Origin of the sequence: Devosia sp. FJ2-5-3, assembly GCF_029201545.1 — a bacterium.
Lineage (GTDB): Bacteria > Pseudomonadota > Alphaproteobacteria > Rhizobiales > Devosiaceae > Devosia.
This window is the reverse complement of record NZ_CP104007.1, coordinates 837,961-864,748: the sequence shown is the minus strand read 5'-3', so window position 1 is coordinate 864,748 and position 26,788 is coordinate 837,961. Positions and strand designations below refer to the sequence as shown.

General features: G+C 60.1%; 23 protein-coding genes. 7 read left to right on the top strand and 16 right to left on the bottom strand.

Features of this window, described 5'->3' with window-relative positions; translation table 11 throughout:
* Positions 1-81: 81 nt before the first annotated feature.
* The 9 genes from N0P34_RS04270 to N0P34_RS04230 all read right to left on the bottom strand — a co-directional run bounded on the left by N0P34_RS04270 (position 82) and on the right by N0P34_RS04230 (position 10,961).
* On the bottom strand, positions 82-336 hold the full coding sequence (locus N0P34_RS04270) for a hypothetical protein (RefSeq protein WP_275605774.1): 255 nt from the start codon (positions 334-336) through the stop codon (positions 82-84).
* On the bottom strand, positions 333-1,514 hold the full coding sequence (locus tag N0P34_RS04265) for a zinc-dependent alcohol dehydrogenase (protein WP_275605773.1): 1,182 nt from the start codon (positions 1,512-1,514) through the stop codon (positions 333-335). Before N0P34_RS04265 ends, N0P34_RS04270 begins: the two co-directional genes overlap by 4 nt.
* Entirely contained in the window at positions 1,514-2,056 is a 543-nt protein-coding gene (locus N0P34_RS04260) for an SRPBCC family protein (protein WP_275605772.1), read from the bottom strand. The genes N0P34_RS04265 and N0P34_RS04260 overlap by 1 nt, the downstream gene beginning before the upstream one ends.
* Before the next feature lie 169 nt (positions 2,057-2,225).
* Positions 2,226-3,173, bottom strand: a complete 948-nt coding sequence (locus N0P34_RS04255; RefSeq protein WP_275605771.1) for an ABC transporter permease — start codon at positions 3,171-3,173, stop codon at positions 2,226-2,228.
* Positions 3,170-4,039, bottom strand: coding sequence for an ABC transporter permease (locus N0P34_RS04250; RefSeq protein WP_275605770.1), 870 nt, complete (start codon positions 4,037-4,039; stop codon positions 3,170-3,172). Before N0P34_RS04250 ends, N0P34_RS04255 begins: the two co-directional genes overlap by 4 nt.
* Positions 4,036-6,111, bottom strand: a complete 2,076-nt coding sequence (locus tag N0P34_RS04245) for an ABC transporter ATP-binding protein (protein ID WP_275605769.1) — start codon at positions 6,109-6,111, stop codon at positions 4,036-4,038. Before N0P34_RS04245 ends, N0P34_RS04250 begins: the two co-directional genes overlap by 4 nt.
* A 2-nt stretch (positions 6,112-6,113) precedes the next feature.
* On the bottom strand, positions 6,114-7,679 hold the full coding sequence (locus tag N0P34_RS04240; protein ID WP_275605768.1) for an ABC transporter substrate-binding protein: 1,566 nt from the start codon (positions 7,677-7,679) through the stop codon (positions 6,114-6,116).
* A 40-nt stretch (positions 7,680-7,719) separates the two neighbouring features.
* Positions 7,720-9,249 (bottom strand): M81 family metallopeptidase, encoded by a 1,530-nt coding sequence (locus N0P34_RS04235; RefSeq protein WP_275605767.1) that lies wholly within the window; start codon positions 9,247-9,249, stop codon positions 7,720-7,722.
* 245 nt (positions 9,250-9,494) lie between these two features.
* Positions 9,495-10,961, bottom strand: coding sequence for a M81 family metallopeptidase (locus N0P34_RS04230; RefSeq protein WP_275605766.1), 1,467 nt, complete (start codon positions 10,959-10,961; stop codon positions 9,495-9,497).
* A gap of 293 nt (positions 10,962-11,254) precedes the next feature.
* Here N0P34_RS04230 and N0P34_RS04225 point away from each other — a divergent pair, with 293 nt between their 5' ends.
* On the top strand, positions 11,255-12,745 hold the full coding sequence (locus N0P34_RS04225; RefSeq protein WP_275605765.1) for a M81 family metallopeptidase: 1,491 nt from the start codon (positions 11,255-11,257) through the stop codon (positions 12,743-12,745).
* A gap of 100 nt (positions 12,746-12,845) precedes the next feature.
* On the opposite strand, the gene N0P34_RS04220 is transcribed toward N0P34_RS04225, so the two are convergent.
* On the bottom strand, positions 12,846-13,319 hold the full coding sequence (locus N0P34_RS04220) for a MarR family winged helix-turn-helix transcriptional regulator (RefSeq protein ID WP_275605764.1): 474 nt from the start codon (positions 13,317-13,319) through the stop codon (positions 12,846-12,848).
* An 81-nt stretch (positions 13,320-13,400) separates the two neighbouring features.
* On the opposite strand from N0P34_RS04220, the gene N0P34_RS04215 reads away from it, so the two are divergent.
* Positions 13,401-15,149, top strand: a complete 1,749-nt coding sequence (locus tag N0P34_RS04215) for a penicillin-binding protein 2 (RefSeq protein ID WP_275605763.1) — start codon at positions 13,401-13,403, stop codon at positions 15,147-15,149.
* 12 nt (positions 15,150-15,161) lie between these two features.
* Here the strand turns inward: N0P34_RS04215 and N0P34_RS04210 are convergent, their stop codons facing one another.
* From N0P34_RS04210 to N0P34_RS04185, 6 genes are all read right to left on the bottom strand, one after another.
* Positions 15,162-15,899 carry a ribonuclease activity regulator RraA gene (locus N0P34_RS04210; RefSeq protein ID WP_275605762.1) on the bottom strand — a complete coding sequence of 246 codons (738 nt, stop codon included), beginning with the start codon at positions 15,897-15,899 and terminating at the stop codon, positions 15,162-15,164.
* A 14-nt stretch (positions 15,900-15,913) separates the two neighbouring features.
* Complete coding sequence (locus N0P34_RS04205; RefSeq protein WP_275605761.1) at positions 15,914-17,074, bottom strand: mandelate racemase/muconate lactonizing enzyme family protein; 1,161 nt, start codon at positions 17,072-17,074, stop codon at positions 15,914-15,916.
* Between the two features lie 17 nt (positions 17,075-17,091).
* On the bottom strand, positions 17,092-18,189 hold the full coding sequence (locus tag N0P34_RS04200; protein ID WP_275605760.1) for an ABC transporter ATP-binding protein: 1,098 nt from the start codon (positions 18,187-18,189) through the stop codon (positions 17,092-17,094).
* 11 nt (positions 18,190-18,200) lie between these two features.
* Positions 18,201-19,082 carry a carbohydrate ABC transporter permease gene (locus N0P34_RS04195; RefSeq protein ID WP_275605759.1) on the bottom strand — a complete coding sequence of 294 codons (882 nt, stop codon included), beginning with the start codon at positions 19,080-19,082 and terminating at the stop codon, positions 18,201-18,203.
* A complete protein-coding gene (locus N0P34_RS04190) occupies positions 19,079-20,038 on the bottom strand; it encodes a sugar ABC transporter permease (protein WP_275605758.1) in 960 nt (319 codons plus the stop codon). The genes N0P34_RS04195 and N0P34_RS04190 overlap by 4 nt, the downstream gene beginning before the upstream one ends.
* Before the next feature lie 73 nt (positions 20,039-20,111).
* On the bottom strand, positions 20,112-21,593 hold the full coding sequence (locus N0P34_RS04185; RefSeq protein ID WP_275605757.1) for a sugar ABC transporter substrate-binding protein: 1,482 nt from the start codon (positions 21,591-21,593) through the stop codon (positions 20,112-20,114).
* 253 nt (positions 21,594-21,846) lie between these two features.
* Here N0P34_RS04185 and N0P34_RS04180 point away from each other — a divergent pair, with 253 nt between their 5' ends.
* Genes N0P34_RS04180 through N0P34_RS04160 form a run of 5 tightly spaced genes read left to right on the top strand, consistent with a single transcriptional unit; the run spans position 21,847 to position 26,731 of the window.
* A complete protein-coding gene (locus N0P34_RS04180; protein WP_275605756.1) occupies positions 21,847-22,548 on the top strand; it encodes a GntR family transcriptional regulator in 702 nt (233 codons plus the stop codon).
* A gap of 35 nt (positions 22,549-22,583) precedes the next feature.
* Positions 22,584-23,753 (top strand): mandelate racemase/muconate lactonizing enzyme family protein, encoded by a 1,170-nt coding sequence (locus N0P34_RS04175; protein ID WP_275605755.1) that lies wholly within the window; start codon positions 22,584-22,586, stop codon positions 23,751-23,753.
* 35 nt (positions 23,754-23,788) lie between these two features.
* Positions 23,789-25,147 (top strand): mandelate racemase/muconate lactonizing enzyme family protein, encoded by a 1,359-nt coding sequence (locus N0P34_RS04170; protein ID WP_275605754.1) that lies wholly within the window; start codon positions 23,789-23,791, stop codon positions 25,145-25,147.
* Between the two features lie 46 nt (positions 25,148-25,193).
* Positions 25,194-25,520 carry an NIPSNAP family protein gene (locus N0P34_RS04165; protein ID WP_275605753.1) on the top strand — a complete coding sequence of 109 codons (327 nt, stop codon included), beginning with the start codon at positions 25,194-25,196 and terminating at the stop codon, positions 25,518-25,520.
* Positions 25,521-25,528: 8 nt separating this feature from the next.
* Positions 25,529-26,731, top strand: a complete 1,203-nt coding sequence (locus N0P34_RS04160; RefSeq protein ID WP_275605752.1) for a mandelate racemase/muconate lactonizing enzyme family protein — start codon at positions 25,529-25,531, stop codon at positions 26,729-26,731.
* Positions 26,732-26,788 lie beyond the last annotated feature (57 nt).

The following is a 26,788-nucleotide window of genomic DNA, read 5'->3' as shown; positions in this document are numbered from 1 at the left end:
TAAGCACGCACCAGCCCGGCCCAAGGCGCGCCGCTGGCAGCTTTGGTAGATTCACGGGCTCAGACCGGTGCCGAACTGGCGTTACCAGCGCCCGCGCAGGCGATCGACCAGCTGGGACAGCATCAACGCGCCAGCGGGCGTAAAGATCAATTTTTCATCCGTCGTCTGCGCCAGACCGAGGCCGGTCAGTTCTGCCGTCGCCTTGTCGTCGATGCGATGGCCTGCCCCGTCTGCGACAGTGACGGCCGAAACCACCTCCCCGCTGCTGAGCTGGTGGTAGAGGGCGAAAGCAAAGACCGCCAACGCCTTGTCGCTCAGCTCGTTCGGCGTTGTCATGCGACCCCACCCGGCTTGAGGACGACCTTGATCCACTCGTTCTGCTGATCGCGGAAATTCTTGTATCCCGTCGGCGCATCCTCGAGCGAAAGACGGTGGCTGATGAGGAAGGTCGTATCGATCTCCCCCTCCTGGATGCGAGCCAGCAGGTCCGCGGTGTATTTCTGCACATGGGTCTGCCCGCTCCGGATCTGCAGACCCTTTTCCATCATCGCCCCGAGCGGCCATTTGTCGAGCATACCGCCATAGACGCCAGGCACCGACACGCGCCCGCCCTTGCGGCAGGCCAGCAGCGCCTGCCGCAAGGCGTGGCCGCGATCCGCGCCGGGGGCAATCTTCTGCTTGATGACATCGAGCACATTGTCCGGCGAAAAGCCGTGCGCTTCCATGCCCACCGCGTCGATGACCGCATCCGGCCCAATGCCGCCGGTCATTTCCATCAGCGCTTCGCGCACATGGGTTTCTTCGAAATTGATGATTTTGGCCCCGAACTTCTGGGCCAGCGCCAACCTGTTCGGATGGTGGTCGATGCAGATGATCTGCTCTGCCCCCATCAGCTTGGCGCTCTGCACGGCAAAGAGCCCAACCGGTCCTGCGCCCCACACCGCAACCGTATCGCCCGGCTCGATCTGCGCATTCTCCGCCGCCATCCAGCCCGTGGGCAAAATGTCGGAGAGGAACAGAACCTCGTCGTCTTCCATTCCGTCCGGGATCACGATCGGGCCGACATCGGAAAAGGGCACCCGCACATATTCCGCCTGCCCACCGGCATAGCCCCCGGTCAGATGGGTATAGCCGAAGGCACCGCCCATCGGATGCCCATAGAGCATCTCCGAAGCGTCCTGTTTTTCGACAGGATTGCCATTGTCGCAGGCTGAGAACTGCTGCTTGCGGCAATGGAAACACTGGCCGCAGGAAATGGTGAAGGGCACCACGACGCGCTGGCCCTTTTGCAGCGTGCTCCTGGTGCCGGTCTCGACCACTTCCCCCATGAATTCGTGGCCGAGGATGTCGCCCGATTTCAGGCCGGGGATCACCCCATCGTAAAGGTGCAGATCCGAGCCGCAGATCGCCGTCGAGGTGATCTTGATGATGGCGTCCCGGGGATTGATGATTTCCGGATCGGGATGGGTATCGACGCGCACATCATTGGTGCCGTGCCAGGTCAGAGCGCGCATCATTGTTCTCCGTCATTGTCTTTGTGATTGGCCCCGGTGGCGATCTCGCCTGTCTCCATGAGCATCTTGAAGCGCTTGAGTTCGTGTCGCGCCTGAATATTGGGCTCGGCCTGGAAAATCTTGGCAAAGAGACGGCCGATATCGCCTCCGGGCGGCTCATAGCCGATCTCGGCGCTCACCACCGTGCCACGATCGGCTGGCGCATCCTCGAACGTCACCCGGCCCCTGGTCCTGATCTCTGATCCCTCGACCGATTGCCAGCCGAGGATCTTGTTTTCGACCATGTCGACCAGTTCGGTTTCGAGCGTCACATGCTGCCCGGCCGGAGCCTTCATCGTCCACGTCGAGCGATCGCCATTGACCACGACCTTTTCGACCGCGTGCATGAATTGGGGGAGGTTGGAAAAGTCGCGCCAGAAGGCGTAGAGCGCGCTGCGCGGCCGGTTGATGGTTACGCTTCTGCCGACGATGGCCAGTGCGCCATCCTTGTCGTCCCGCTGCGCCAGTTTGGGGGCGTCGTCCTGCGAAGTCTGGCTCGCCATCGGCATGCTCCTGGATCATGTCTGGGAAGTCGAACCGCGGCGTTCAAGGCGCGGCACGACAGTCAGACAGATCCAATCCCTGCTGGTGGCGATGGTTCCTGTTCCTAACCTCGGCTGGAACCACCAATTCTCATCTTAGGGCCCTCGAAATGCTAACATCCTGCTAACACTAACTGTAGTCGATGCGAGGATCGACATAGGCATAGAGCACGTCGACGACCAGGTTGATCAGGATGTAGAGCACGAGGATAACGATGATACATCCCTGGATCAGCGGGTAATCGCGCGTCGAAATCGCCTGGATCAACAGCCGCCCCAGCCCCGGATAGGTGAACACCGCCTCGGTCACCACCGCCCCGCCGATGAAATTGGCGACCATCAACCCCACAATGGTGATGAACGGCAAAAGCGCGTTCCGCATGATGTGGACGCCGACAATTGTGTGTTCCGGCAAGCCCTTGGACCGCGCCGTGCGCACATAGTCGGCATTGAGTTCGCTCACCAGCGAGGCCCGCAGGAAGCGCGCGAGAATGCCCGAAACATAGATCCCCAGCGTCAGCGCCGGCATGGCAAGGTTCCGTATCGCCCCGATCGGATCGACCCAGATCGGCACATAGGCCGAGGCCGAGGGTAACCAGCGCAACTGCACCGCAAAAAGCAGGATCATCAAAATCCCGAGCCAGAACGTCGGCACCCCAAGCGCCACCGCACTCCACCCGCTCAACACCCGATCAACCCAGGATCCAGGCCGCAGAGCCGACAAAATCGCGACTGGAATTCCAATGGAAAGCGCCACGATTGTCGCCGCACCGGCGAGCTGTAAGGTGGCTGGAAGCCGCTGTCCGATGAGATCGAGAACAGGCTCCCGGCCAAAGATCGACATGCCGAAATTGCCAGTTAAAGCCTTGACCAGCCAATCGAAATATTGGAGCAGCACCGGCCGATCGAGTCCCAGCTGGGCCGTCACCGCCGCGATCTGCTGAGGCGTCGCGTTCTCTCCGACAAGGCTCCCGATTGGACCGCCCGGCACCGCGTAAAGCATGCCCCAAACGCCAATAGAGGCAATCAGCACCACCGGCAGCAACTGGCTTAATCGCCTGATAACAAAGCCAATCATGGCGTATTGCCCTCCAGTTTCGCTCCGCCAGCAACGGCTGACCGCCCCCCAAGTCGGTTGTCGAGATACCGCCCCAGACTATCGAAGGAGAGGATGGTCAAGGTCAGCACAATCCCCGGAAGCACCGCATAATAAGGCGCTTCATAGAGATAGGATTTCCCCGTCCCAAGCATCTCGCCCCAACTCGGCGTCGGCGGCGGCACCCCGACCCCGAGAAAGGCCAACGCCGCCTCGAGGAGGATCGCGACCGAACAGAGAACCACCACCTGAACAAGGATCGGGCTCCACGAATTGGGCAGGATGGTGCGGAACATATTGTAGGTCGAGGATCCGCCAAAGGCCTCCACCGCCGTCACAAAATCGCGTTTCTTGAGCGAAAGCACCTGTGCCCGGGTGATGCGGGCAAAGCTCGGAACCCCGGTGATACCCACCGCAATGAAGGCCGCCATCTGGCTCCGCCCGAACACCGCAATCATCGCCATCGCGAACAGAATTGCCGGCAAGGCCAGCAACACGTCAACAAAACGCATCAGCACCGCATCCCGCCAGCCGCCAAAAAACCCGGCGATCAACCCTATCGGTACCCCGATGGCGACCGCGATCAGAACGGCCGCCCCGGCCGTCAACAGCGATGTCCGCGCGCCATAGATGACCCGGGAAAGGATGTCCCTGCCCAACTCGTCGGTGCCGAAAAGAGCCGTCCCGGAAGGCGCTTCCAGCGCCCGAACCAAATTTTGGGCAAATGGCTTGAGCGGCAGGAAATCGGCCAGCGCCGCAAGCACGATGAGGATGGCGAGAAACGAGAATGCGAGGAAAAGGCCGGGATGACGGCGCAGATCCCGGAAAAACGCTGATATTTGGGTCAATTCAGCACCTCTTCCGCTTTCGGGACGTTGCGCGCCAGGGGTCCGGCGTGATGGCACGCCACCATCGTCTTCGAGGCCTCGTATCGCCCAAAGGCCGGAGCCTCGGTGACGCATGTGGCCGTCGCCCGAAAGCAGCGCGGGTGGAAGGTGCACCCACTCGGGGGCTTGGCGGGATTGGGAATTTCGCCTTCAAGCACGATCCGCCGCCGACTATCCCTCACAGCCGGATCCGGCACTGGCGCTGCCGAAAGGAGGCTCTGGGTATAGGGATGGACTGGCCTGTCATAGAGCTCGTCCCGCGTGCTCTCTTCGACGATCTTGCCCAGATACATCACCGCGACGCGATCGGAGATATGCCGCACGACCGAGAGATTGTGGGCGATAAAGAGGTAGGCAAGGCCTAGCTCGCGTTGCAGATCCTGGAGCAGATTGATGACCTGGGCCTGGATGGAGACATCGAGGGCGGCGACCGGCTCGTCCAGAATGAGCAGCCGCGGCCGCAGCGACAGCGCCCGTGCAATACCGATCCGCTGCCGCTGACCACCGGAAAACTCCGATGGCAGGCGCGTCATCATGCTCCGCGACAGACCGACCATGTCGAACAATTCGGCAATATGCTTTTCGCCCCCAAACTCGTCATAGAGCCCGTGAATGCGTAGCGGTTCGGCAACGATGTCGGAGACCTGCAGAACCGGGTTGAGCGACGAATAAGGATCCTGGAAGATATACTGCATCTGCCGGCGGGCCCGGCGCATATCGCCACGGCCAAGGTCCCGGATACTCTCGCCATCGAACGCGATCTTGCCAGAACTGGCCTTGATGAGCCCCATGATCGTCCGGCCCGTCGTGGTCTTGCCGCAACCGGACTCGCCGACGAGGCTGACGGTTTCGCCGGGGCGCACGGAAAGGCTGACGCCATCGACCGCTCGGACATGCCCGACGACCCGTCGCAAAATCCCCTTCCGGATCGGAAAGTGCACCTTCAGATTGTCGACGACCAGCAACGGAGCTTGCTCCGAAACATCTATCGCCGGTTCCCGAAGCGTCGGCGCAGCCGGCTCCACCCCGATTTCGCGAGCGAAATGGCACGCCGCATGTTGGGTCGGGGTCACCTCGAGCAGCGCGGGATCATCTGACTGGCAGATCGATCGCCCGTTGCCGAGGCTGCAGCGCGGATGGAACTTGCAACCGGATGGCAGATCGCTCGGGGTCGGCGGCTGGCCGGGTATCGGCTCGAGCTTGGCCGACTGACCGTCGACCCGCGGGATGGACCGCAGCAAGGCGCGTGTATAGGGGTGCCGCGGGGCACTGAAGAGCTCCCCCACCGGACCGGTCTCGACGATCCGTCCGCCATACATCACCGCCACTCGGTCGGCGACCTCTGCCACGACGCCAAGATCGTGCGTAATCAGGATGACGGCAGCGCCCGTCTCGGCCTGCCGACGCGCCAGCACCGACAGAACCTGGGCTTGCACCGTAACGTCGAGAGCGGTGGTCGGCTCATCGGCGATGATCAGATTGGGTCGCCCCGCCATGGCCATGGCAATGACCGCACGCTGGCGCATGCCGCCGGAAAACTCGTGAGGATATTGTCCCACCCTGCCTTCAGGATCGGCGATATCAACCTCGCGCAATAGGGACACGGCCCTGTCATTGGCCTCGTGCTTGGGCATGAGGCCGTGAGCGATCTGCCCTTCCGTGATCTGGCGGCCAACTGGCAACACCGGATTGAGCGTGGTCGAGGGGTCCTGGAAGATGAACCCGACATCACGTCCACGCATGGTCCTGAGCGTTTGCGGGTCGGCGCCGATGATTTCGGTGTCGCCAATTCGAACATGGCCGGAAACCCTGGCGGTCGGCGGCAACAGCCCTGTAATCGCCAGGGAAGTCACGCTCTTGCCCGATCCGCTTTCGCCGACGATGCAGAGCACTTCGTTCGGATAGACGTCGAAATCTATCCCTCTGACGACGGGCACCGCACGACCAGAGCCTACAAAGTCCACCCGCAGGTCCCGGACTGAAAGAATGGGCGCCGCGGTGGGTTGTGCTTCAGCTCGTGCGGTACGCGTCATGTCTATTCCTTGAAGCCGAGAGTACGCGCGACCAAAAGGTTATCCATGTCGAGTGTGAACCCATCGAGATTGGGGGAGGCCACGATCAATCCGGTGTCGTAGGTATTGGTTGGGATTGCGAAGGCGGCCTTCACCAACACTTCGTTGAGATTGTCATAGGCGGCCTGCACGGCGTCTGCTGGGCCGGATGTGCTCTCGACCCGCTTGATGGCCTCCACATATTCCGGGAAGGGATGAGGGTCCTTGAGCACCGGATTGTTGACGACCCGATAGATCGAATTGGTGGCGACACGGGACGGGAACTTCTGGATATTACCCACGGCACCGAAAGTGGCCTGGAAGTCACCAGCCAACTGCGCATCGATATATTCAGAGCCCTGGCGGATATCGAGTTCGATATTGATGCCGGCTTCGCTCAACGTACTCTGCAGAATCTGGCTGATCGTTACAGCAGCCTGATCAGTGCCATAGGTCAGCAGTTTCCAGTCGCTCTGCTGCTCGGGCGTCAGCCCGCTCTCTCCCAGGAGAACCTTTGCCTGGTCGATGTTGAAGGCCAATTTCTCAGTGTAGCTGGCGTCGAACGCCGGGCTGGCCGGCGCCCACGGAAGGGCCACGACCTCGCCAAGGCCTGCATAGCCAACCTTGAGAATGCCCTCGCGATCCATCAGATAGCTGAATGCCTGGCGGAACTTCTCATTGGTGAACGGCTCACGGGTCGCATTGATGCGGAAGACCTGTGTCAGCGGGCCGGGCCCACGCAGGACCTGATAGCCGGCCGCTTCGAGGCGCACTGCGCTGCGCGCCGTTCCACCGTAGACCACGTCGGCCGCCCCGGATTCCAGCGCCGCCGAGGCGGAAGCGTCATCGCTGAAAATGGTGAATTCGAGCGTGTCGAGCGTCGGCTCGCCCGCGCGCCAGTAATTGGGGTTCTTCTTGAGAACGATTGACTGGCCGACCGCGCGATTGTCCAGCACATAGGCGCCCGTGCCGGCCGGGATGTCCTCGACAGTGTCGATTCCGGCCGCCTCGATTGGGATCATGAACTGCAGGAGATCGAGAATCTGCCGCTCGGGAACAGGAGCGTTGAAATTGATCTTCACCGAGTGTGCGTCAGGGGTTTCCCAGTCCTTGACGATCGCCATGGTGGCGTAAACGTTCTTGCCCCGCGCAGGATCGGAGGCTTTCACCAAGGTCGCCGCGACGTCTTCGGAGGTGAAGGGGTTTCCGCTCGCGCCGAAAGTAACGTCGTCACGCAATTTCACCAGAACGGATGTGCTGTCCTCGGCGATCGTCCATTCCGTCGCGAGGCTGGGGATCGCCTGTCCATCCGGGGTGTATTCGACGAGACTGTCGTAAAGGTTCTTGATCAGAAAGAAATTGACGGTTGAAAACTGCTGCGGATCAAAGTTCGTCATGTCGGCAAGGACGGCGACTTTGAGCGCGCCGCCCTTGAGTTCCTGCGCAATGGCAGTATTTGGCGCCAGGCCAACCGAGATTGCCAATGGCATAGTGGCGGTGAGTAATGCGGCTCCCAGCACTCTGAGCGGCCTGAACAGTCTGTTCTTCACTTTAGTGTCTCCCTGTTTTTCGAAATGAGGCACGTAACGACTAGACAGTTCGATGCGTTCGCGAGGGGCCCCCTCCACCTGGCATCGAGGACACAGCCCGCCAGTCATCGACCGGATCGAGCGGGTAGATCGGCCGCGGAATGCGCTTCCACGGCAGGGTAAAAACGTCCGATTGACCAGGACCGGGCGTGTCCGCCCGGATGACGCAACTGGCAATTTTGGAAAAATACTGGAAGTTGGACGCGGTCTTGAGCACCGCAATCCCATAGTCTCGAGGATCGATTCCGAAGGCTTCGTAGAGCTCGGGCAAATTGCCCGCGAGGCCCCGCAATTCTGTGATCATCATCGTCACGGAGCCGATATCGAAGATCACTGCGATCCCCAGATCGACTGCGCCATGGTGCCCTTCGACAATGTTGAGCACGCCTCCGCCGACCTTGCGCACAGTGCCTGTGACTTCAATCGGAGAGAAAAACTCTGGCGCTCCATCCCCACCGAGCGCGATGGTGACGCTGGCGCCCTCCCCCGCCTCCGCCAGCGTGCGAGCTGCAGCCGGCGAGATCATCGGGATGAGTATGGGCTTCTTGATGCCGAGGCGCAGAACCGCTTCAAGGATCACATTGCTGTCGCCGGCCGCTCCACCAAAGACCGTATCGCCGGTGTCTGACAGCACGACGAGCCCCTCGGGCTCTGCATCGGCCATCAAGACCGCCGCATCGACATCCACAGCCTCCCGCTCCTGGAATTCATCGCGCAACGACCAGCAGAGATCCGCCAATTCATCGGCCAGTTCCTCTGCAAGGGCCTGATCATCATTGGTGACGACGATTGTCGACCAGCCGCCGTCTTCCACATCGAGCCAGGGCTGCATCGGGTAATTGGAGGCTTGCAGCACCCTCGGATCCGCTTCCATGGCACGTGCACGGTCGAACCATTTCTTCATCGGGCCATGGGCGGTCAGGAATTTCTCCTGGTGCGAAACCAGCGGTATCTTGCGCCAGGCCGTGGTGGGCCTGAGCTTATTGGCAATGATGTCGAGCAAGAGCTCGGTCCCGATCACACCGGTATCGAAGACGTCGTGGGGTTGAGTGCGGTGCCCCACGATGGCGTCGACGTTTTCGACAATCTTGCGCGTGATATTGGCGTGGTGATCGATGCCGAGCACGATGGGTACGTTGGGGCCCAGTATCGCCCGGCAAAGTGCGGCCTGCTGACCCTCGACATCGTCGATACCATCGGCTGCGCAGGCGCCGTGAAGTTGCAGCGCCAACCCGTCCAGCGGCCCAGCTGCCCTCAGGCCGTCTTCAATCTTGTGCTGGAAATAATCGAATGCATCCCGCGTAATCCGGCCACCGGCGCAAGACCACGCCCGGATGATCGGCACGATTTCGATATCCAGGCCTGAATCGGCCACCACCTGCAGAAAGCCGCCCACCTGCCCGGCACCCTGCATGCGGTCGATGACGGCCTGCCCTTCAAAAATGCCAAAGGCTTCATAGTCCTGCAGCGTGGTCGGCAGAGGGTTGAAGTCGTTTGTTTCCTGCGCCACGTATATGATTGCGATGCGCATGCGTCTCCCCTCGCGGGCCAGCGACCAAACCGCAGGACCCACAGACTAACAAGCCAAATCATCAGATTACGCCGGTGCTGCCGGCAGTGTTGAGGCACCTTCCCTCAGGCGCCCCAACTTCCCTTATTCGCAGGCTAGGGACGGCCAATAATGGCGTCAATGACGCCAAGTTCCACCTCAAGAAACAACTTCAGCATGACACCCCCCTCGACCAGCGCCTACCCAAAAGTACTTTGCGGGCCCCGCTAGAGCAGTGGATTTGGGTCGAGCGGAGCGATCGGCCGCGCCAGCTTGGTATAGGCGATCTTGCGAGGATCGCTCGGGAAGGGTCCGCCGGAGTCGAGGTAGTGAATCGCCGCCGCAATCTTGGAAAATGCGGCATAGAAATGGTTGGACGATTTGACGACCACGATCTTCTTCTGGGCAAGGTCGATGCCAAGATTGGTGAAAGCAGGTGGGCTGAATGTCTGCGCCCGCCCCGTTACGAGAACAATATCGACAGCGCCGATGCTGATCGCGGCAGCAGGCCCGAGAGAGACCCAACTCTGCTCGAACGGGATCAGCAAATCCTCGCTTACAGCTTTCACGAGCACGTCCGCATCGATGGGAGAACCCGATGTTTCAGAGACTTTTCCGCAAAACCGGAGGCGGATCTTTTCCCCTGCACCGGCAGCCCGGCAAAACTGAACAGCGACGGGATCCCACAATGCACCGATGGCCGAAGGGATTTCGGGATGTGCGAGCAATTCGCGCACCATAACCGAGGAATCGCCCGCAACGCCGCCGCCGGGGCTGTCCCATCTGTCCGCAAAAACGATAGGCTGACCAGGCTCCTGCAACGCCTGGGCGATTGCCTCTGCGGGCTTGAAATGCGGTGGTGAGGATGATCCGGGAGGCCAAGCCAATATTTCACGGCCGAGCTTTTCCGCCAGCGCCTTCGCCTTGCCCCGGTTCGCCTCGCCATCAGCCACGACAAACACCTTGCACCCGACATCCGGCACATCGGCCGGGGTAAAGCCGTGCGTCACCGAGATGGAAAGGATCCCGTCCTTTCCTTCCATTGCCATGAGGCGGTCGACGAAACTGCGCCCCGGCTCCCGGCTGGTCATGAAGCTGGCAGCAAGAGAGCGCATGTCGAACACCTCTGTCACCGGCTGTATCTCACCCCGAGCGGCACGGAGACAAAGCTCCAGAAGATCTTCGGCGCGCGCCAGAAAATCGGTATGCGGAAACTCCTTGAAGGCCACGAGAATGTCCGCGCTTTGCACCCGCTTGCGCGTCAAGTGATGATGCATGTCCAACTCGGCGCCGATAACGACGTCGGGACCCACGATCTCGCGTGTACGCGCCAGGAGATCGCCTTCGGGATCATCATATCCCCGGGCCACCATCGCACCGTGGAGGCCATAGACGACGATGTCGACCGGCATTACGGCCTTGAGCTGATCCAGAATTTCATCCCGCAGACTTTCGTACGCCCCTTGCGAAATAAGTCCGGCCGGCTCAGCCCAGCTCGCCGTGCCTTCAATCAGCGTAAAGCCATCCGTCTCGGCCCGGCGTCGCGCGGCGACCATTGGCGCTGAACAGAGGGTGGGTGTGTCCGGATGCGTTCCCGGCGTGCAATAGAAGGCCGTTTCGAACCCGCTTCGATCGGTAAAGATCGGCGAAAAGGTATTTGTTTCTGTGGCCAGCGACGCTGCAAAAACCCGCATAATTCTCCCCACCGCCTTGAGCGATCAGCAATTGTTCCACCCAACGAAACAAGCGCAAGTTCAGATAATGCACAAATGTAAGTAGGCTTTCAAAGTCACTGTCAATAGCGACAACCAAGGCAATATTCTAAAGTAGTATTCGACCATCTCGTGTATATTTCTGACGCTTTCTTAGTAGAAAGCGCGTCTGTTCGTCATGAATTTTGCTCATGACTAATTCGAGACAGAGTCAATTAGAAGACCCGGCGTGCGTAATTGCACGTCGGGTCATTCCCACCGACGCGGGCCACAGTATGACAAAGACGATCCTGATCGCCGCTCTGTTTCACGAAACGCATTCCTTCGTTGAGCAGGGAACTTCCTTGGACGATTTCTCGATCAAGCGCGGTGCTGAGCTGCTCGCCCGCCGGGGAGATGCCTCAACGATAGATGGCTTTCTGGAGGTCGCTGATGAACACGGCTGGACCGTCATTCCCGCCAATGACTATCAAGCCGCGCCTGCCGGCCCGGTAGACCATTCGGTCTTTGTTCAGTTCACCGCGGAATTGCTGAACACGTTGCGCGACAGCCTGGCGCGCGGCCGGCTCGACGGGATTTGGCTGTCTTTGCACGGGGCCCACGTGACCACCGAGAGCGTGGATGTGGAAGGCGACTTGTTACGCATGATCCGAACGGTTCCTGGAGCGGAAACCCTCCCCGTATTTGGTGTTTTTGACCTGCATGCCAACTTCACGGAGCTGATGTCGGAGGGGGCGAATTGCCTGGTCGCGTATCGGGAAAATCCCCACACAGACAGCCGCGATATGGCTGTCCTGTCCGCCCGCCTTTTGGCCCGGTGTTTGAACGAGGGCGCCGTGCCCCGCATGTACACGCGCAATGCCCCGGTTATGTGGGCGCCGCCGGGCACGGGGACAGCCGATAGCCCGATGAAGGATTTGGAAGCCCTGGCCCGACAGATCGAGGCAGAGGACAATGGCATCTGGGTCGCCAATGTTATCGGCGGCTACTCCTTTTCCGACGTGCCGTCTGCAGGCGTGGCTTTCTCCGTCGTCACCACGGGACCGGCCGAAGAGGCGGCACACGCACTGGACCGGCTCGAACAACTCGCGGTCGACATGCGCGAACTTGGACAGCCACCCGAATGGGATCTCGATGCGGCGGTTCTTGATATCAAATCGAAAAGCGACGAGGGTGGTCCATTTCTTATCGTAGAACCATCGGACAATATCGGTGGGGGCGCGCCCGGAGACGATACTGCAGTGCTCCGGGCCTTCCTTCGTCACGGCATTGACAATGCGGCCGTGGCCATCGCCGATGCAGAAGCCGTGGCAGCACTGGCAAGTGCCAAACCCGGTGACACCGTAAAACTCACTATCGGCGGAAAAGGAAGCAAGTTGGGCGCTGGCCCGCTGGAGGTTGAGGGCACTTTTTTGCGCCGCAGTGACGGAAAATACGTCCTCGAGGACCGAAACAGCCACATCGTGGCATCGCGCGGCGTCAATATCGATATGGGGCCTTCGGCGGTGATCCAAGTCGCCGGCGTCACCGTTCTTCTCAGCTCCGTCAAAATGGCTCCCGCAGACCTCGGGCAGTTGCGCTCCCAAGGAATCATTCCCGAAAGTCTCAAGGCAATCGACATCAAGGCCGCGGTGCAGCACCGGCGGGCCTATGACAAGATCATGCGCGGGTCCTACACTGTCTCCACCCCTGGACCATGCACGAGCAACATCGCGACATTGCCCTTTCGCCGACTTCGCGCTGGCGTTTTCCCGTTCGATGCCTAGAGGACTTCACCGCGTCGTTGACGCGATGAAATCACTCTAAGTCGTTGCTTTGTCACGCTCCCGAACAGGAAAAGTGGCGTCCACTTTTCCTCGGAACGCTTTAGCGTGACGTGCGACTGACATCGCCCAAGGCTGTGATGGCCTTCTCGAGCAGCTGAACGAGTTGTTTCCTCTCAGAGCGATCAAGCCCGGCAACGAGTTGCTCCTGTGCCGCCCGCACAATTTCATTTGCGCGTTCCAGGATTGCCGCCCCTGCCGGTGTGGAGACGAGCACTTTGGCCCTGCGATCGCCGGGATTGGTGCTACGGGCCACAAAACCCTTGTCGCACAACCTGTCCACGACGCCGCCTATGGTCGTTCGATCGTATCCGATAAGGCCTGCCAGCGAGGCTTGATCGATTTCCGGTTTGGCGAAAATGGCGGCGAGCGCAGCATATTGAACAGGCGTCAGGTCGATCCCGCTCCGCTGCATCTCAACGTCGAACAGCGCGGTGGAGAGCTGATGAAAGCGGCGCGCCAGATGGCCTGGCAATGAACTGACCGGCAAGAACTCAACCCCGAAATTGACAAGCATACCGATGATCAGTATACTGATTATATGGCAACCCGATACAGGCGCATGCCTGGGGCTGCGCGTGCTGGAGACTGTGAAGATTTGAGCGAGCAGATGCAATCGACGCGGTACCAACCGTCGGTGGCACCCGGATCAAAACTCTGCTCCCAACATCGCGTCATTCATCTCTCTGGCGGCCGAAAACGTAATCGCGACACGACGACACGGCGCGCCAAATGGGCATTCTGGCTCGTCTCCATGGGCTTCCTGCTCGTCGCAGCTCGATTGGTGTGGTTTGGCTCCTTGGATACGACGCGATCCATCGACGGCCGGGTGCTCAATTCCACCCTTGCCTCGCGCCCAACCATTGTGGACCGAAATGGGGTTGCAATGGCGCTGGACATCAGGGTGCCTTCCCTTTTTGCTGAACCGCGAAACATCGTGGATGTTGCCGAAGCCGCTTCGGCCATCCACTCTGTCTTGCCGCAACTCGATCTCGATCGGCTGCACAGCCGCCTCTCGGGGAACAGTGGTTTCGCATGGATTGCGCGTGAGCTCACACCGAATATCCAGTCCGACATCATGCGGCTGGGCATACCTGGTATCGACTTTTTGTCCGAGACGAAGCGGTTCTATCCCGGTTTCAGTCAGGCGTCCCATATTCTTGGCGCGGTCGACATCGACAACCGCGGAATAGCCGGCATCGAGCATTACCTCGACAAGAATGGCGACCTCGCCCTCTTGCACCAATTGGGACTTGCCCACGATACCGCACTCAAGCCGGTCCGCCTCTCCATCGACATGCGTGTCCAGCACGTACTGCATTCAGAACTGAGGGATGCTCTGACGCGCTATCAGGCGGCCGCCGCAGCCGGATCCATCATCGACGTGCAAACCGGGGAATTGCTGGCCTTGGCGTCCTTGCCGGATTTTGACCCCAATGACCCGACGACGATGCTTAAGGATGGCCGGTTCAACCGCATGACAGCGGCAAAATTCGAGCCTGCGTCCATCTTCAAGCCAATCACCATCGCCGGGGCCCTCGATGCCGGCGCGATAAGACTGACGGACAAGGTAGACGCCAGCACGCCGGTACGGTTCGGACGGCACACGATCTCCGACTATTACGGAAAATATCGTCACCTCTCCATCCCCGAGGTGTTCACCTATTCCTCGAACATCGGGACCGTGCGTATTGCCGAGAAAATGGGCGCCGACGCGTTCCGGCAGTTCCTGTCCCGCATGGGCTTTGACGACATGCCGCGGATCGAACTGCCCGAGGTCACCGCTTCTGTTGTCCCAAAAAAGCTCTCAAGTGTCGCAGCGGCCACCGTGTCCTTTGGCCACGGCCTGAGCGTGACGCCTATCCAGATGCTCTCGGCCACTGCCGCGCTGGTCAATGGCGGGCATCTGCTTACCCCTACATTGCTGAGGCTAGCCGAAGATGACGGGCAGCAAACAGTCAGGCGGGTCATCAGCGGCACAACTAGCGAACAGATGCGGTACCTCCTCCGTCTCAATGCCCTCGAGGGCTCCGCCCGCCGTGCCGACAAGCTGGCCGACGGCTACCGCGTCGGGGGCAAGACGGGGACCGCAGAGAAGGTCGTCGGCGGTCGATATTCCAACGAGAAAGTCACGACCTTTTTTTCCTCGGCCTTCCCGCTGGATGCTCCCCGCTATGCGATGATCGTCATGGTCGACGAACCTCGCCCCGAGCGGCCTGGAACCGGGCGCACCGCCGCGTACAATGCAGGCGACATGACAGGCCGCATCATCGCCCGGATCGGGCCCATGCTTGGCATCATTCCCACGAAATGGGAAAACGACCCTCCCAGCGAAAGCGTAGAATGAAACGGGACCGGTCTAGCGCGGGTTCAGCTTTCGCCAGGCCTCGTATTCTTCCTGCGCATCCGGGTGGAGCGGATAATAGCGCTGGAGCGGAGCCCCAGCCATGAGCTTTTCGCGGGAAAAATCTTCCCAGTCATGATGTTCGCGCGCCTTGGCGATCACCTCCGAGGCGAGCGCAACTGGTACGACAACCGCCCCATCATCATCGGCAACGATGATGTCGCCTGGCATGACCGTCACGCCGCCGCAGGCGACCGGCACATTGACGGCGAAAGGCATGAGGCCCGTCTGCGTGTGAAAGTTCGGAGTCCATCCGCGCAGCCACACTGGCAGGTCAAGTTTCCGCACGTTCGGGAAGTCGCGCATGCAGCCATCGATGATGATGCCGGCCCCGCCTCGACCCTTGAAATAGGTACTCATCATGTCGCCGAAGACGCCCGAGCTCATGTCTGCGCGCGCATCGACGACAACCACATCGCCCTCCTCGACATGATACAGAACATGCCGATGCAGCTGCTTTTCAGGATCGGCATATTCCCCCTCGTCGTAAAGATCCTCGCGTTTGGGCATGAACTGCAACGTGAGCGCCGGACCGACGATCGACTTGCCCGGATTCCAGCTGACGGGACCCTGCATATGCGGATTGCGTATGCCCATGTGGCCCAGCGTTCCGGCCACAGTTGCAGCGCCGATTGCCTTTAGCGCCTCGATGGTCGCCCTTGGCGGCCGTGTGATCGCCGGTGTGTGCGTCACTGAATTTCTCCGATCTACCAATTAGTGACTGAACCGTCGGTGCGGCGCAGATGCGGCGCCTCCCAGAACTCAAAACTCTGCTGCGCCAGGAGCGCCTCATTGACTTCGACACCAAGGCCCGGCGCATCGCTGACCGGATAGACGGCGCCCTGCAATTGCGGCTGCACTGGAAAGAAATCGGCATTGTCGAAGCCCAGCCCTCTTTCGGGCGCGCGCGTTTCCAGCCAGGCGAAATTGGGCACGGCGGCCGCAAAGTGGATCGTCGCTGCGGTGCACACGGGCCCCAGGGGGTTGTGCGGCATCAGGTCGACATAGTGCGCCTCGCTCCAGCCGGCCACTTTCATCGCCTCGGTGAGACCACCCACATTGCAGACGTCGAGACGATTGAACTGATGGATGCCACGCTCGATGTAAGGCAGGAACTGCCATTTGCTGGCGAACTCCTCCCCTATGGCAAAGGGGATATCCGTCATCGTCCGCAGCGACTGGTAGGCCTCCGGCGTTTCGTCCCGAATTGGCTCTTCGAGAAAATCGAGAACGCCCCGATCGAGCTTGGCGCAAAAACTGGCGGCTTCGGCGACGGAGAGGCGGTGATGATAGTCGATCCCCAGCACCACCTCACTGCCCAATTCCTCCCTGGCTCTATTGAGAAGACGGGCTGTCGCGGCGATCGATTGGCGCGGCTCGAAGAAATCGGCGCTATCCTGGCCAATGGGGAAAAAGCGGATGGCGCCAAAGCCCTCCGCCATTAACTGTTTGGCCCGATCGACTGCGCCTTCGCCTGCACTGTCGCCGGTCGATGCAAAAGTTGGGATAACATGCCGTTGCCGGCCTCCGAGCAATTCGTAGACTGGAACGCCGAGTGCCTTGCCCTTGATGTCATGAAGCGCAATGTCGATCGCCGAAATCGCTGCCTGCAGCACCCGCCCCCCCTCGAAATACTGACTGCGATACATCTCCTGCCAGATGCGACCGATCTGCATGGCATCCTGGCCAATCAGGAATTCCCGGTAGTGTTCGATGGCTCCGGCCACCGCTTTTTCCCGGCCCGTCAGGCCACTCTCGCCCCAACCGCTGATGCCTTGATCCGTTTCCACCTTCACCAGGAATTGGTTTCGTATCCCCACCCGAACGGGGAAGGGCTTGATTGCAGTAATCTTCAATGTGACAGGCATAAAAATCTCGAAGTGGTTCAGTCGGCGCTAAGCGCCATCTCAGTCTGGCCATCAAAAAGATGGATCCGATCCTGGTCGAATTCGAGCCACACATTCTCATCGGGCTCGACCATAACCGATGGTGGCAGGCTGATGTTCACGACTGCTCCCGCGAGGAATGCCTGAACGAACGTGATGTCCCCGGTGGGTTCAACCGTGTAGACGCGGGCGGGAACGGAGCCCTCAACTGCGCTCTTGTGAAGCTTAATGGTGGAGTGGCGGGCACCAAGGACGATCTTGTTTGACGTGGCCTTGGCCACCTTTCGGGCGTTGCGCTCGGAGAGCAGCAAGTGCCATCCGTCGCTGCTGGCAACAGCGACCCGACCGTCGACCTTGGTGAGTTCCAGTGGCACAAGGCTCATGGCCGGGCTGCCGATAAAGCTCGCGACGAACATGTTCACCGGATTGGCGAAGACCTGCGCCGGCGTGTCGTATTGCTGGAGCATCCCGCCGTTCATGACCGCCATCTTGTCGGCCATTGTGACGGCCTCGAGCTGGTCATGCGTCACATAAATGATGGTGGCATGCAGATCCTGATGGAAGCGCTTGATCTCGCTTCGCATCTGTACGCGCAGCTTTGCGTCGAGATTGCTGAGCGGCTCGTCCATCAGAAATACCGCGGGGTCGCGCACCAGAGCGCGGCCGAGGGCGACACGCTGCTGTTGGCCGCCCGAAAGTTCGCGCGGTCGCCGCTCGAGCAAATGGGTGATGTCGAGCACCTTGGCCGCCTCCATCACCTTGGCTTCGACCTCGGCCTTTGGCAGTTTTCGCATCTGCAGCGGGAAGGCGAGGTTCTGGAACACCGTCTTCTGCGGATAGAGCGCATAGTTCTGGAACACCATCGCAATGTCCCGGTCCTTGGGGTCGAGATCGTTGACGACCCTGTCGCCGATGACGATGTCGCCCGATGTGATGGGGATGAGACCGGCCACGAGGTTGAGCGTTGTCGTCTTGCCGCAGCCAGACGGCCCGACCAGCGCGACGAACTCGCCATCATTGACGGTCAGGGACACTTTGTTAGCGGCGAAGACGGGGCCGTAGGACTTGACGAGATCTTTGAGAACGACCTGAGCCATTGAAAACCCTTCTAGTGCTTGACCGCGCCTTCGGTGAGGGCACGCACGAAATATTTCTGCAGGATGAGGAAAAGCACGACGACCGGCACGCTCATCATGAAGCTGGCCGCCATCAGCCCGGGGAAATCCGTGGTGTTCTCGGAGAAAAACCGCTGGATCCCGACCGGCAGTGTCAGCTGTTCGTTCTTGGTGAGGAAGGTGGCGGCAAAGATGTATTCATTCCACGCGCCGATGAAGGAATAGATCGCTGTCGCGATGATGCCCGGAACCGAGAGCGGCATCACGATGAGGAAGAATGCCTGGAAGCGCGTCGCGCCATCGATCCGCGCGGCCTGTTCGAGCTGGACGGGAATGTTGTCGTAAAACCCCTTGAGCAGCCAGATGGCGAGCGGAAGTCCGAAGGTGAGATAGGTAAGGATCAGCGAGCCGTGCGTATTCACCAGACCCAAAAGGCGCATCAGGATAAACAGTGGCACGAGGAAGATGACCGCCGGAAACATGTTGCGCAGCAGCACCGCGAAAAACAGGAACCGGCGCCCCGGAAAGCGGAAGCGCGAGAAGGCATAGGCGGCCGGGACTGCGACCACCACGGCCAGAACGGTGGTGCAGACCGAAACAAAAAGGCTGTTCCAGAAGAAGCGCAGAAAGTCCTGCCCCACGCTGTTTTGGGGGTCGAGTAGCTTCTGGTAGCTCGCGAGAGTTGGCTCCGCGGGCCACCATTGAGGCGGAAACTGCATCGCCGCGAAACCGGACTTGATCGAGGTCAACAGCATCCAGATCATCGGCACAGCCGTGTAGAGAAGCATGAGGAACAGGAAAATGCGGCCCGCCCAGCGCCAGCCATCAATGCGTTTCCGGCTCCGAGGGGTCTCACGTATGGAGGTCACGCTCATGCGCCCTGCTCCTGCTTTTCATTGCCGCTGAGCGCCTTCACGTAGAAGTAGCCGAGCATCATCAGGATAATGAAGAGCAGCACCGAATAGGCCGCCGCAACACCCCAGCGCTGTCGCCCGAAGGCAAGCTCGTAGATGTGTGTGATCCAGATGTGAGACGCGTTGGATGGTCCGCCCCCGGTCATGATCCATGGCACGATGAACGAATTGAAATTGGCCACGGACAGCAGGAGGATGGTAACCGTCGAGACACTGCGCAGGTGCGGAAACGTGACGTGCCAGAAGCGCTGCCAGGCCGAAGCACCATCGACCTTTGCCGCACGCAGCAGCTGATCGGGGACGGTCTGCAGGCCAGCCATTACCATGATCATGGCAAACGGGAATTCCCGCCAGATATTGACCACGATCAGTGAAGGCAGAACTGTGTTGACGTTGTCGATGAAATTGGGTTGGCGAGCGACGAGACCGAGCTGCACCATTACCGCGCCGATGATGCCGAAATCGGAGTGATAGATCCACTTCCAGATATAGGAGGCGGCCACGGCGCTGATCACCCACGGAATAATCAGGATGGCGCGCAATATGGCGCGACCACCAAAGTCCCGGTGCAATGCCAGCGCGGATGCGAAGCCCAGGATGAAGGCGATGACCGTGGAAGCCAGGGTCCAGATCGCCGTGTTGAGCGTCACCCGCCAAAAAACGTCGCTGGACAGGATGGTGGTATAGTTATCTACGCCGATAAACACCTTGTCGCGCAGCTGCAGGCCAGGCGGCGTTCTGAAAAAGGAGAGGTCAACCGTGTAGTAGATCGGGTACGCGATCACGACCAGCATCACGACGATAGCCGGCAGCACATAGAGATAATCGGAACGGCTGGCCCACATCTGCTGGAAGAGGCCCGGGGGCTTGTTCCTGACAGCCTGGGCGGACCCGGCATAGCCTGTATGGACGGTCAAGTTGGTGCTCCATATCCTGGCAGGATGAGGATCGGCAGCCAAAGGCCGCCGATCACCTTCGAAAAGCAGGGAGCTAGAGCCCGCCGCCCTCCCGGATATCCCGGACCTTCTGGGCTGCGTCCTTGGCCGCTTCTTCCACTGTCATCGCGCCCGTCAGAGCATTCTGGATCATGTCCGGAATGATGATGTTCATGATCTCGGGCGTTTCCGGCAGGGTCGGGAACGGCACGCCATAGGGGAGCATCGACGTCGTGACATCCAGGAACTCGATACTGTCGAGGCGCTCCTTCATCCATTCGGTCTTGAAGCCGTTGAGGTTACCGGGGTTGGACCCCGCATAGGCCATCTTCAGCGACCATTCGGGACTGGTCCAGAAGCAGACCATCGCCTTTGCCGCGGCCTCGTCGACTTCCCCGCCTTCAACATATTCGGGGTTGAGTATGTGGATATTGGAGCCACCGAAGACGACAGCGCGCCGCCCGTCCGGACCGGTCGGGATGAGGCCATAGCGCATATTGTCGATGACGGTCTGTGCCTTTTCCTTATCGGAACCGGTGGCCTTGGCCTGCAGATCGAGCATCACGTCGTAGTCGGACGGATGCGAGATCATCATGGCCAACTGGCCGGCGAGGAACAGTGGCTGGTTGTCCGCCTGCTGGTTGGTCAATGCCGAAACCGGGACCGACTGGTCGCGGACATACATATCGTAGGATGCCTGCAGGGCGCGGATGCTCTCCGGGCTATCAAGGCGGATTTCGTCATAGGTCGGGTTGGCGTCCGCCTCGTCGAACACGCCACCACCATAGCCCCACAGCTGCGGCATGAAGCGATACGGCGTGTTGCCAGCATTCTTCCGGGCCACGAGGCCATAACCGGCGACCCCAAGCGTATCGTGGATCTGCTTGGAATAGGCGACAACGTCATCCCAGGTTGCAGGCGGCACCTCAGGATCGAGGCCTGCACGCTCAAAGATGTCGGCGTTCCAGATCAAAGCCATGGTTTCATTATTGGTGGGAATACCATAGGCCTTGCCTTCCCACATGACGGACTTGAGCGCGCCCGGCCAGAAATCCTCAGACTTCCAGCCGACGTCTTCTGGCTTGAGTTCCTGCAGATAACCTTTCGAGGCAAACTCGACGCCGCCGAGAATTTGCAGGCGCACGACCATCGGGCCGGCATTGCCAAGCAGAGCGGTCCTGAACTTATCCAGAAGATCGTTATAGGTGAGCGCCTGCTCTTCGAGCTGGATATTGGGATAGGTGGTGCGGAACGCCTCGAAGAAGTCGCGGTAATACTGGCGCAGGAGATCGGGGTCACCCTCGAAAACGCCTTGATACCAGAAGGTTAGCTTGCCCTCATAATCGAGTGGCGTAACCGCTCCGCATTGCTCGGCGGTGTTGTAGGTCTCCGTCCCCGCGATGGATCGCACATATTCGGGCGACCACTGACTGAGATCGACGCTTTGGGCGAATACTGAATTGCCCATCATAGACACGGCAAGTGCAGAGACTACTGCGCCGCGCGCCAAAGCGCGGCCCATCGGGTAGTTCCTCATCTAGTCCTCCTGTGCCCCTGCCAGCGTCCCTCCGCGGCAGGTATCCTCCTCGTGACACGGTGATCGAGCCTTGGGCCTTCTGATGCACGTCAGTCACAAATGGCAACGTTACAGATGAGAAATTGCGTGTCAACCGTGCATTATTGTACATTATCCAAGCAGTTTGCTGTACGATCTAGGGAAATAGATGCGTAATTCTGCAGTTGCTTGACGAATTGCAGCGCTGGAAAATTTCGGAATAACAGGACTTTAGATGCAGCAATACAAGGCGCAGCCGCCCGCGGGCCTGGCTCTCAGCGGCGCCACACCGGCAGGAGACTCGGTCTACCAGCAGATCCGCGACGACATAATTTCCGGTCGCCTGGAGGCAAATGCGCGCCTCGTGGTCGCCGAACTGGCACAGCGGCACGAAACCTCGACCAACCCGGTTCGGGAGGCGCTGCAGCTCCTGAGAGGAGAGGGCTTTGTCGTTATTTCACCCAATCGTGGCGCCCGGGTTCGGCCGATCGACCAGGATTTCGTGAGGGATATCTATGAGATAGGGGTGCTTATCGAGCCAGCGCTGACCCGCTGGTTCGTGGGCATGGCGACGCCGGAAGATATCACCCAGCTTGAACGGGTGCAGGCCGAAATCGAGGAAAACAACTTCGCCGATCAACTCCAGCACAGCGAGCTCGACACGCGCTTTCACACAATCATGTATGAACGGCACTATAACAGGCACGCAGCAGAACTCTGGTGGAAGCATCGAGAAGTCTTGCGCGCTGTCAGCCGTCGCTTCAACTTTACTTTGGCGCGACGCGCGCAGGTGATTCGCGAACACAGAGAACTTATTGAACTCATCAAGAATGGCGAAGCCGACAGGGCGGCAGCACTGGTGGCCCAGCATGTCGAAGGCTCCGGGCGCCACATTCTCGAGCATATGCGAGCGGTGGAGGCAGCGCGCGCGAGTTAGCATCTGCCGGTCTAATGTTAACGGAGGGGTAACATATGAAGGTCACCGGTGTGAAACCGTGGCTGATCAAATCGGACGCATCGTATTGGGGGGAATTCCTGTTCGTCGAGGTGACGACTGACGAGGGGATTTCGGGCTGGGGCGAGATCACCACCACGACCTTCGTGGCCAATCGCGCCCTCTGTCTCATGCTGCGCCAGATCGGCAAGATCATCGAGGGGGATGATCCCGCCCATATCGAACGGATCTGGCACAAGATCTTCCGCAACTTCACCTATATGGGCAGCCGGGGGGCGGCGGTGGAATGCGTCAGCGCCATCGATATCGCCCTTTGGGACATTCGCGGCAAGGTCCTGGGCCAGCCGATATACGAATTGCTCGGCGGACCGGTGCGGGACGATATCCTGCTCTACACCCACCCCGACCAGCGCAAATTCACCTCGAAGGAGGCGGTGCAGCAGGAGATCCGCGACATCATCGCGTCCGGACACACGGCCCTGAAATTTGACCCCTTCGCCCAGCAGAGGCCGCTCGACAACAAGGGCGTGCCCCGTGAGCAGTCCGAGGGCTATCTTGATGGCTCGATGACCCGCAAGGACGAGCGTGAAGCGGCCGAACTCACCGCCCTTATTCGCCAAACCGCTGGACCGGACATCGAAATCCTGATCGACGCCCATGGGCGCTTTGACGTTCCGACAGCCATACGGCTCTGCAATACACTGGAGGAAGCGGGCGATATCGACTGGTTCGAAGAGCCCGTGCCACCCGAAAGTTTCAACGCCCTCAAGCAGGTTCGCGACAAGGTCAACGTCCCCATTTCCTGGGGCGAGCGCGGTCACACCAAATGGGATTTCGTGCCCATTCTCGAGAACAAGCTTGCCGACTACATCATGCCCGACGTTACCTGGACCGGCGGCATTACCGAGCTCAAGAAGATTTCGGCGCTGTGCGAGGCCTATTACATCCCGGTTTCGCCACACGATGCCGCCGGCCCCATCAACGTCATTGCCGGCGCCCAGGTGATGATGACGGTGCCGAATTTCTACCGGCTCGAGACCTCCGAATGGAATCTCAGCAAATATGACCATCTGATCGACCGCCCGCTGGACAATTCCAATGGCAGCCTCAAGCTCAGCCGCGCGCCCGGCCTCGGCGTCGAGATGAACCGGGACTATCTCGACGCCAACAGGATCGACATCGACTGAACTTGAATTCAGGCCAGACGGTAGGGAGGGACCAGATGGACGCCAAAGCTGCAGGAGAAACAGTCGAGGAGAATGTGAGGACCGCGTCGCGGCCGAGCGCGCTCCGCATCACCGACCTGCGGGTCGCCGAAATCGTCGGCGCCCCGTTCACTTCGGCACTGATCAAGATCTATACCAACCAGGGGCTGGTGGGATTTGGGGAGGTGCGCGACGGGGCCAGCGCCACCTATGCGCTGATGCTCAAGAGCCGGCTCCTCGGTGAAAACCCCTGCGATATCGACCGCCTTTTTCGTCGCATCAAGCAGTTCGGTGGCCACGGGCGGCAGGGCGGCGGCGTTTCGGGCATCGAGATCGCCCTCTGGGACCTCGCCGGCAAGGCCTATGGCGTGCCGATCTACCAGATGCTGGGCGGCAAATTTCGCGACAAGGTGCGCTGCTATTGCGATACGGACGCCGAAAAGCCGAGCGGCACCGAAACCGGCAAGCGCCTCAAAGCCCGCATGGACATGGGCTTCACCTTCCTCAAGATGGATCTGGGGCTGATGCAGATCGCCGATATCCCCGGTGCCGTCGTTGCCCCCGCCGGTTCCCTCGAGGGATACCGCGTCGCGCCCGGCCATGGCCGCTCCCGTACCGCCGAGGAGCGCATTGCCCGCAACGCCGTCTATGACATCCACAATGTGCGGCACCCTTTCACCGGCCTGCATTTCAGCGACAAGGGACTCGATCTTCTCGAGCAATATATCCACGAAGTACGCGAGGTGATCGGCTACGAAGTGCCGCTCGCCATCGATCATGTCGGCCATATCTCGCTGCAAAGCGGCATACGCCTGGCCCGGCGCATCGAAAAATACGTGCCCGCCTGGCTCGAAGACGTGATCCCCTGGCAATATACCGAGCAGTATCGGCACCTTCAGGAGGCCACAACGGTGCCGATCTGCACCGGCGAGGACATCTATCTCAAGGAGGGTTTCGAGCCCCTGCTCAAGGCCGGGATTTCGGTGATCCACCCGGACCTCCTGACCTCGGGCGGCATTCTGGAAACCAAGAAGATCGGCGACATGGCGCAGGACCACGGGGTCGCCATGGCCATCCACATGGCCGAAAGCCCGATTGCCGCCATGGCGGCAGCCCATGTCGCCGTCGCCACCGAGAATTTCATGGCGCTCGAATACCACTCGGTGGAGGTGGATTGGTGGGACGACATCGTCACCGGGCTACCCAAGCCACTGATCAGGAACGGCTTCATCGAAGTGCCGGACAAGCCGGGCCTCGGCATAGACGATGTTGTCGACGAGATCATCAGCCAGCATCTCCAACCCGGCGTCTCCGGCATCTGGCAGCCGACCGACCATTGGGATTTCGAACATTCCTGGGACCGCACCTGGAGTTGATGGCTTGCACCGGCACTAGGCCGGCGTTTTTTGGGGGGATATCAGATTGATTTACGAAATGCGGATCTACACCTGCCTGCCGGGCCGCATGCCGGCGCTGCTCAAGCGATTTTCCGACCACACCTGCGCCCTGTTCGAAAAACACGGGATGCGCCAGGCCGGCTTCTTCACCACCCTGGCCGGGGAGAGCAATAACCATCTCACCTATTTCCTCGCCTGGGAAAGCCTGGCCGAGCGCGAGACCAAATGGGATCTATTTGGCAGGGACCCCGACTGGATCAGGGTGCGCGACGCCTCGGAAAGAGATGGGCCGATCATTGCCAATGTGTCCACGCAGTTTCTGACACCCACCGCCTTTTCGGCCGTCAAATAGGGTCAAGCATGAAGATCACCGATCTCCGCTGCGCCGTTATCGGGCAGCACCCCATTGTCCGCATCGTGACCGATGAGGGCCTGCATGGCCTGGGCGAGGTGGAATTCACCAAGCCCTATATAAAACCCTTCGTGCTGCACTTTCGGGAGGCGCTGATCGGCGAGGACCCAACCGATGTCGAACGCTGCATGCTCAAGATCCGCCAGCGCGGCAGCTTCAAACCCTATGGCGCAGCCGTCAGCGCCATCGAGCACGCGCTATGGGACATTGCCGGCAAGGCCGCCAATGTGCCCGTCTATAAGCTTTTGGGCGGAAAGGTGCGCGACAGGGTGCGCGTCTATAACGGCTCGATCCGCCGCAAACGCAGCGGCGACAGGCCCGAAGACTATGCCGAAGACGTCAAATGGATGATGGAGCGGCCCGAAAACTTCTTCATGATCAAGCAGGGCATTTCCTTCCATTCCAAGATGAAGGACACCATTGCCGACTTCCACTATGGCGTGCGCCAGAACAATTCCGACTTTCACGGCGCCATGGACCAGGGGCAGATTTCCGAGCGCGGCTTCAACCACATGCTCGATTGCGTCGCGGCCATGAAGGAGGTCCTGGGGGACAAGGTGTCCCTGGCGCTCGATTGCGGACCCGGCTGGTTCCTCAACGATGCCATCCGCTTTGCGCGGGCGGTCGAGAAATACAATCTCATGTGGCTCGAGGACATGCTGACCGGCGACTACGTTCCCTGGGTCAATCCGCAGGCCTATCGCGAGCTGACCGTTTCGACCACGACACCGATCCATACCGGCGAGCAGATCTATTCCCGGCACAATTTCAAGGAGCTGATCGAGACCCAGGCAGTGCGCGTCGTCGGACCGGACCCGGCCGATATCGGTGGCATTGCCGAACTCAAATGGGTCGCCGAGCACGCCTATATGCACTCGATCATGATGGCACCGCATGGCACCGCCAATGGCCTTCTCGGGCTCGGTGCCCTCATCAATGTGTGCGCCACCCTGCCCGCCAACTACATCGCCTTCGAATATCCCAGCGCCTCAGATCCCTGGTGGAAGGATATCGTCATCGGCCTGCCCGAGCGGATCGTTACCGATAGCCACGTCGACCTGCTCGAAGCCCCCGGCCTTGGCCTCGACATCGATGCCGAGGCCGCAAGGCCCTATTTGCAGGAGGAAGACGCCGACTTCTTCCTGCCCTGACAGCGGGCTGGAGAGGAGATGACCTGAGACGGCCGAAAATGCGCACAAAGCCTGACG

What these genes read in the sequence shown, in the direction of transcription:
- N0P34_RS04270 (WP_275605774.1), bottom strand. Translation starts at nt 336, where the DNA reads ATGACAACGCCGAACGAGCTGAGCGACAAGGCGTTGGCGGTCTTTGCT.
- N0P34_RS04265 (WP_275605773.1), bottom strand. Translation starts at nt 1,514, where the DNA reads ATGCGCGCTCTGACCTGGCACGGCACCAATGATGTGCGCGTCGATACC.
- N0P34_RS04260 (WP_275605772.1), bottom strand. Translation starts at nt 2,056, where the DNA reads ATGGCGAGCCAGACTTCGCAGGACGACGCCCCCAAACTGGCGCAGCGG.
- N0P34_RS04255 (WP_275605771.1), bottom strand. Translation starts at nt 3,173, where the DNA reads ATGATTGGCTTTGTTATCAGGCGATTAAGCCAGTTGCTGCCGGTGGTG.
- N0P34_RS04245 (WP_275605769.1), bottom strand. Translation starts at nt 6,111, where the DNA reads ATGACGCGTACCGCACGAGCTGAAGCACAACCCACCGCGGCGCCCATT.
- N0P34_RS04235 (WP_275605767.1), bottom strand. Translation starts at nt 9,249, where the DNA reads ATGCGCATCGCAATCATATACGTGGCGCAGGAAACAAACGACTTCAAC.
- N0P34_RS04230 (WP_275605766.1), bottom strand. Translation starts at nt 10,961, where the DNA reads ATGCGGGTTTTTGCAGCGTCGCTGGCCACAGAAACAAATACCTTTTCG.
- N0P34_RS04225 (WP_275605765.1), top strand. Translation starts at nt 11,255, where the DNA reads ATGACAAAGACGATCCTGATCGCCGCTCTGTTTCACGAAACGCATTCC.
- N0P34_RS04220 (WP_275605764.1), bottom strand. Translation starts at nt 13,319, where the DNA reads ATGCTTGTCAATTTCGGGGTTGAGTTCTTGCCGGTCAGTTCATTGCCA.
- N0P34_RS04205 (WP_275605761.1), bottom strand. Translation starts at nt 17,074, where the DNA reads ATGCCTGTCACATTGAAGATTACTGCAATCAAGCCCTTCCCCGTTCGG.
- N0P34_RS04200 (WP_275605760.1), bottom strand. Translation starts at nt 18,189, where the DNA reads ATGGCTCAGGTCGTTCTCAAAGATCTCGTCAAGTCCTACGGCCCCGTC.
- N0P34_RS04195 (WP_275605759.1), bottom strand. Translation starts at nt 19,082, where the DNA reads ATGAGCGTGACCTCCATACGTGAGACCCCTCGGAGCCGGAAACGCATT.
- N0P34_RS04185 (WP_275605757.1), bottom strand. Translation starts at nt 21,593, where the DNA reads ATGAGGAACTACCCGATGGGCCGCGCTTTGGCGCGCGGCGCAGTAGTC.
- N0P34_RS04180 (WP_275605756.1), top strand. Translation starts at nt 21,847, where the DNA reads ATGCAGCAATACAAGGCGCAGCCGCCCGCGGGCCTGGCTCTCAGCGGC.
- N0P34_RS04175 (WP_275605755.1), top strand. Translation starts at nt 22,584, where the DNA reads ATGAAGGTCACCGGTGTGAAACCGTGGCTGATCAAATCGGACGCATCG.
- N0P34_RS04170 (WP_275605754.1), top strand. Translation starts at nt 23,789, where the DNA reads ATGGACGCCAAAGCTGCAGGAGAAACAGTCGAGGAGAATGTGAGGACC.
- N0P34_RS04160 (WP_275605752.1), top strand. Translation starts at nt 25,529, where the DNA reads ATGAAGATCACCGATCTCCGCTGCGCCGTTATCGGGCAGCACCCCATT.